The sequence below is a fragment of the Halorubrum halophilum genome (genome assembly GCF_000739595.1).
In the GTDB taxonomy this organism is placed as follows: Archaea; Halobacteriota; Halobacteria; order Halobacteriales; family Haloferacaceae; genus Halorubrum; species Halorubrum halophilum.
The window spans coordinates 21,084-27,543 of sequence record NZ_BBJP01000003.1 but is presented as its reverse complement, the minus strand read 5'-3'; the positions used below and the strand labels follow the sequence as shown (position 1 = coordinate 27,543).

General features: G+C 59.7%; 3 protein-coding genes. All 3 read right to left on the bottom strand.

The window, feature by feature from the left end:
* Positions 1–179: 179 nt before the first annotated feature.
* Positions 180–554 (bottom strand): hypothetical protein, encoded by a 375-nt coding sequence (locus ACP96_RS18345; protein WP_154020373.1) that lies wholly within the window; start codon positions 552–554, stop codon positions 180–182.
* Between the two features lie 4 nt (positions 555–558).
* Positions 559–3,315, bottom strand: a complete 2,757-nt coding sequence (locus ACP96_RS00970; RefSeq protein WP_050031769.1) for a type I restriction endonuclease subunit R — start codon at positions 3,313–3,315, stop codon at positions 559–561.
* A gap of 651 nt (positions 3,316–3,966) precedes the next feature.
* Entirely contained in the window at positions 3,967–6,381 is a 2,415-nt protein-coding gene (locus ACP96_RS00965; RefSeq protein ID WP_050031768.1) for a heavy metal translocating P-type ATPase, read from the bottom strand.
* Positions 6,382–6,460: the final 79 nt, after the last annotated feature.

Genomic DNA, 6,460 nt, shown 5'->3' with positions numbered 1-6,460 from the left:
CTCCCCGACAACCTCAACCGAAGGGGTCCAGATTCACGAGACGATCACAACCATGTTAGCGACGTGGAAACGGCGAGGACTTGATCCACCTGAACAGCTCCAGTCCATCCTCGGTGGGCAAGAACTCAGATCAGGATGAGAGGCATCACTAACCGGTGAATCCTGGTCACGCTATCCAACTACCGCCCAATTATGTCGCTACTGCCATTTGTCCGTATCATAAGAAGATCGCCCGGTTTGAGTGGATCAATATTACTCAAATCGGTATCTTCATCAGTATATTTCATATCGTCTAGTTCCAATGTCCCATCGCGTACGTTTGGTATTCTAAGAACAGGGAACCCATTAAATTCATAATCACATTTTTCAGAGGTCCCATAGCGGGTGCTGTATGCTAATTGTCCTAAGGTTGCAGTCTCCCAGTGGTCTGGTATTCCCGGGATTCTTTCTGGTTCTGGTGGGTTTTTGAGCTTCTTTTGTCCAATCCCAATATCTTCTCTCGCTTTTTGTATCCTTTCTAATATCGACATCTGTTTTCGATGGTTACTTGTCATTCGTTCACGCCACTAACGCTTCATTTAACTCTTCAATTAATGCTCCGACATCTCCCTCAAATAGCTCGTTTGCCTTATAAACGCCCCCACGTTGATTAAACGGTTCTAACTGAAGATCAGATTTATCCATCGCGGCTGAGGTGGCGATATGGTCTTTCATCATATGTAGCCATTCCAATTGCTGTTGTGAAAAGGTCTCGCCATTCTCTGTGTGGTTACTGAGCCACTCCTCAAACCGTTCATCCACTTCCGAGTCGAAAGGTTCGAGCCGATCGGTCTCCCCCATTTCAAAACGAATTATCGAAAGAATGTCTGTCAATAACTGTTTTTCATTCTTTCCTTTCACCTTCGACGATTCTAACTGTTCATAGGCTTCCCACACCTCTTCGGTCCTAAGGTTATATGGGGGTGCTGTGAGTGTATCCGCAAGTTCACGGATCTTTTCGTATGTTAGCTCCTTCCGCCGGTGAGGTTGGTTGTAGATTATCTGGAGTGCGGTTATCTCGTCTTTGTTATCCGCAATGAAATCGCGGAACCGGTCGACGGTCTGCTCGGCGTTCAGGGACTTCTCTGGTTCGGCCTCAAACTCAATGACTTCATCCGCAGTTGGGTCAATATACTGCGTATTTCTCTTTTTGATTTCGGTAAGAGTCTCTCGGAACTCACTATCATCGAAGTGCTGCTTCGCTTCTTCGACAAGGTTCTGGCGCGCCTCCTCAACCTGTTCCTCGCTCGGCTCCTCTGTGTCGAACTTCTCTCTTGCCGCCGCCAGCTGTTCGTCCTGGCTCGTCGCGGTGAGTAAGTCGTTAATTATCGTGTGTAACGGGGCGTCGCCCTTCTGAGCGAGGACCCGTCGCTGATCGTCGTCTCCTTCAAGCACCTTGTCCAGCCGCGACAGCCGTTCGGCCAGCGTCGAGAGTGTGTCGTCGTCCGGGTTAGGGTTCAGGGATACTTCCTCAAGAATATCCTCAAAGGAGGCGCTCGGGTCCCGATCGAGCGGTTCAGAGTCGGTCTTGTCACTCTCGGTCACGCCAATCGCGTCGACGAGGACGAATCGCGTCTTGTGTTCAGCATCGGGGGTGACCTGCTGGAGGTCATTGCTGCTGATCGTTCGTGTTCCCCGCCCCTTCATCTGCTCGAAGTAAGTGCGCGATTTAACGTCTCGAAGGAAAATGAGACATTCGAGGGGTTTGACATCCGTGCCCGTCGAAATCATATCCACGGACACGACGATTCGTGGATTGTAGGAATTCCGGAACTCGGAGATGAGATCCTCTGGGTCAGCCTCTGATTTATAGGTAATTTTCTTACAGAAATCGTTTCCTTTCCCGAACACCTCGCGGGTAATGCGAACGATGTCGTCCGCGTGTGAATCGTTCTTTGCGAACACGAGCGTTTTCGGAACAGCCTCGTTACGACGGGGAAACATGCTGCCGAGATTATCCCGGAACGATTCCATCACAGTTCGTATCTGATCCGGTTTGACGACATCCCGGTCCAGCTGACTCGCCCGGTAGTCCATCGTATCGTCGAGCTGTTCCCACTTCTCCTCACGGGTCAGCTTATCTCGTTTACCGACCGTGTATCCTGCTTCGAGGACATCTCCCTCTTCCGTTGCCCTGGTGCGGATGCTGTAAACGTCATACCCGACGTTCACACCATCAGCAACCGCGCGCTCTTGGGGGTACTCCGTCACCAGGTTTTGATTGAAGAATCCCAACGTGTGTTTTGCGGGAGTCGCAGTTAGCCCGATGAGGAAAGAGTCGAAGTAGTCGAGTACCTGCCGCCATTTGTTGTATATCGAACGGTGGCACTCATCAATAATGATGAAGTCGAATTCCGTAATCGGCACGTCTGGATTATACTCAACTTCCTTTTGTTCCTCATGGCTGTCTTCGTCTCCTTTCTCGAACTGGGACGTTTTCTCCTCTTCTTCTTCTATGTCCTCGCCCTGTAGAATCGAGTACATCCGCTGGATGGTCGAAATACAGACCTTGCTCGCAGGATCGATGTGACCCGACTGAAACCGTTGGACATTGTACTCTTCTGTGAACTTCCGTCCAGTCGGAGTGTCGAACTGCTGGAATTCGGTATCAGCGTTCTTTCCTAGGTTTTTGCGGTCAACCAAGAACAAGATTTTCTTGGCGTTCGCATGCTTGATCAGCCGATAACACTGCTTAACGGCCATGTAGGTTTTCCCACTCCCAGTAGCCATCTGAATTAGTGAGCGCGGACGAGCCTTAGCGAGCGATTTCTCTAATTGCTGTATTGCTTCAAACTGTGCGTCTCGTAGGCTCCCACGCTCCAACTCCGGTAACTGCCTCAACTGATTTCTTAGTGTGTCTTCACGACTCAGTAGCTCTCGAAGTTCCGCTGGCTTGTGGAACCAGAAGAGTTCCCTCGACCGAGACTCGTCGTCCCGAAAGTCCCGGAAGTACGTCTCGACGCTCGTGCTTTCATAGACGAATGGGAGTGGTAGTTCAATCGGGTACAGGTCTTCTGGGAAACTTTCAGCGTACCGCCTCGATTGCTCCTCAACGCCCGAGAGTGTGGTTCCCTTTGGCTTTGCCTCAATAACACCAACTGCTTGCCTGTCAAGAAAGAGAACGTAATCCGCAGCATCCATCCCGATTTGGAACTCTCTAAGAACAACCTCACCATTGTTAGCACCAAGATTGTGATCCCCGTAGTCCTGAACCTCCCATCCCGCAGACTCTAACATCTGGTCAATTTCCTCGCGTGCTTCCGCCTCGGGACCCATATACAACAGGTCAAAGAGCTGGCTTGTTAAAAGCCTACATGCTGAGCTACCCTCAACGCTCAGAGTGTACTCTATTCGCCTCTTGACTACGACTGTCCTCTCTCAGAGGGTGGCAGACGCGATTCTATGACGTTCGTTCACTTCTTCTCGCAAATGTGTGGATAGAAAGCTGGCCTCGGCACTCATAGGGCTCGTCATCGCTGGTGCCGAGGCAGCTCGGAGCGGTGCATCGTCATCGGCCGCTCGCGACTACTCGCCTCGTCGCCTAAAAGGGTCCGGGCGCGGAGCGGGTCAGTCCCCGCCGTGACACGACCCGGCGTAGGCGTTCCACCGCCCGGTCCCGTTCGGGAGCCGATCGGTGTCCGCCGCGTCGAACGTCCCCGCGCACTGCGCGACCGCCTCGGCGGCGGTCGGCAGATCGTCGATCTCCTCGTCGCCGTCTGCCGCGTCGTCGGGCGACGCCGTCTCCGTCTCGATGCTCGTCTCGTACGTGCTCGGACCCTCGGGGCCGATCGCCGTCTCCGATTCCGAGCCTGGGTCAGCAGTGTACTACGGGTGGCACACTCACCCCGATGTGCGCATCCTTAATAATTGTTCATGTCTGTTCCCGCGTTGCGCCGCTCCAGCATCGACCCGCTTCTCCTCTCTCCCCTACTCGAACGACTCGGGCTCGATGCCAGAGAGCCGCATCGCGTTGCCGGTGACGCCGAGGCTCATCCCCATGTCGCCGACGACGACCGCCATCGCGACACTCACCAGTCCCAGCGGCACGCCCAGCGCGAGCAGGGCCTTCACGCCGAGGCTCGCCCAGACGTTCTGGCGGATGACGCCGTTGGCGGTGTGTGAGAGCGCGTACAGGTACGGGAGCTTCGCCACGTCGTCACCCATCAGCGCGATGTCGGCGGTCTCGAGGGCGGTATCCGTCCCCGCGGCGCCCATCGCGATCCCGACCTCGGCGGTCGCCAGCGCGGGTGCGTCGTTGATCCCGTCGCCGACCATCGCCACCTCGCCGTACGCGGCCTGCAGCGACTCGATCGCGTCCACCTTCTCCTCCGGCAGGAGGTCGGCGCGGTACTCGTCGACCCCGACCTGCTCGGCGATCGCCCGCGCGGTTCCCTCGTTGTCGCCGGTTAGCATGACGACGCGCTCCACGCCGAGCTCTCGGAGGCGCTCGACCGCTCGCTTCGAGTCGGGCCGCACCTCGTCGGCGACGGCGACCGCTCCGGTCAGCTCCGTCGCCGTCCCGACGAGCACCACCGTCTTCCCCTCGCGTTCCAGCGCGGCGAGCGCGCCCTCGGCGAATGCGCCGGTGGCGGTGTCGGCGGCGTCCGGATCGCCTTCGGCCACGACCCCGCCGTCGGTCTCCGCCCGCGCCCGCGACAGGTCGAAGCCGAGCTCCTCGAACAGCGCCGGCTTTCCCGCGTAGTACGTCTCGCCGCCGATCTCGGCGCGGATCCCCTTCCCGGTCAGGCTCTCGAACCCGGTCGGCTCGGGGAGGTCGTTCACGCCCGCGCGTTCGGCGCGGTCGAGGACCGCGGTCGCGATCGGGTGCTCGCTCCGGCGCTCCAGCGCCGCGGCCCGGCGCAGCAGGGTCGCCTCGTCGGCGTCGCCCAGCGGAAGCAGGTCGGTGACGGCCAGCTCGCCCCTAGTGAGCGTCCCGGTCTTGTCGAGCGCGACGGCGTCGACGTCGCCCATCGCTTCGAGGTGGTTGCCGCCCTTGATGAGCACGCCGTTCTTCGCCGCGCTCGTGATCCCGGAGACGACCGAGACGGGCGTCGAGATGACGAATGCGCAGGGACACGCGATCACCAGGAGCGTGAGCCCACGGACGAACCATGTCCCCCAGTCCGCGGCGAACGTGACCCCGTAGCCGGCCACGTCGACCGCGATCGGCTCCGCGATGAGAAGCGGCGGCAGCGCGGCCGTCAGGATCGCCAGCACGACCACGACCGGCGTGTAGTACCCCGCGAAGCGATCGACGAACCGCTCGGTCTCTGTCTTCTCGGCCTGCGCGCCCTGTACCAGTTCGATGATCCGCGCGAGCGTCGAGTCGCCCGCGGTCGAAGTCACCTCGATCTCGAGGTACCCCTCCTCGTTTATCGCGCCCGCGAACGCCTCGTCGCCGGGGACCTTGTCAACGGGGACGCTCTCGCCCGTGATCGGCGACTCGTCGACCGCGCTCTCGCCCTCGGTCACGGTCCCGTCGAGCGGGACCTTCTCGCCCGGCCGGACGACCACGGTCTCGCCGACTGCCACGTCGTCGGCCGGGACGGTCTCCTCTTCGCCGTCTCGTCTGACCGTGGCCTCGTCCGGCGACAGCTCCATCAGCTCGCGCAGGGAGTCGCGGGCGCGGTCCATCGCGTAGTCCTCCAGCAGCTCGGCGACGCTGAAGAGGACCGCGAGCGTGGCGGCCTCGACGAAGTAGCCGATCCCCGTCGCCGCGACGATCGCCGTCCCCATCAGCAGGTCGATGTCGAGGCTCCGGTTGCGCGCCGAGTAGTAGCCGTCGCGGATGACGGGGATCCCACTCGCCGCGACCGCGCCGAGGAACAGGGCGCCCGAGAGGCGGATCGGGTACCCGAGCACGCTCGCCACCGCGGGGTTCTGCCCGGTCAGGACGAACTCGAACAGGAGCCCGGCGACCACGAGCACCGCGCCCAGCCACGTCTTCTTCGCGCGCGGCGTCGTCCAGACCTCGGCGGGGGGCGCGACGGCGACGCCACCGGAATCAGCGCCGTCGCCTGCGGTGCCTTCGGCGTCGGCGTCGCTTTCCCCGCCCTTCGACCGCCCGCCGGCGACCTCGTAACCGGCGCCCTCGATCGCCGCGACCACGTCGTCCTCGTCGACGACCTCGGGATCGTACGTCACCGTCGCCGTCCCGGCGGTCGGGTTGAGCACCGTGTCCGTTACGCCGTCGAGGCGCCCGAGCGCGTTGTCGACCTTGCCGGCACAGGAGGGACAGTCCATCTCGGGGACCGCGAGGCCGGCGGTCAGCTCCCGGCGGCCACTGTCAGTATCGGAGCCGTCGCCGTCGCCTCCGCCGCTTCCGCTTGAGCCGTCTCTCATTACGTGCAGAGAGGGGCCGTATCTCGATAAGCCTTAGTTGGAATATTCCAATACACAAGGATCAATCGCACCGGATGAC

What these genes read in the sequence shown, in the direction of transcription:
- ACP96_RS18345 (WP_154020373.1), bottom strand. Translation starts at nt 554, where the DNA reads ATGACAAGTAACCATCGAAAACAGATGTCGATATTAGAAAGGATACAA.
- ACP96_RS00970 (WP_050031769.1), bottom strand. Translation starts at nt 3,315, where the DNA reads ATGGGTCCCGAGGCGGAAGCACGCGAGGAAATTGACCAGATGTTAGAG.
- ACP96_RS00965 (WP_050031768.1), bottom strand. Translation starts at nt 6,381, where the DNA reads ATGAGAGACGGCTCAAGCGGAAGCGGCGGAGGCGACGGCGACGGCTCC.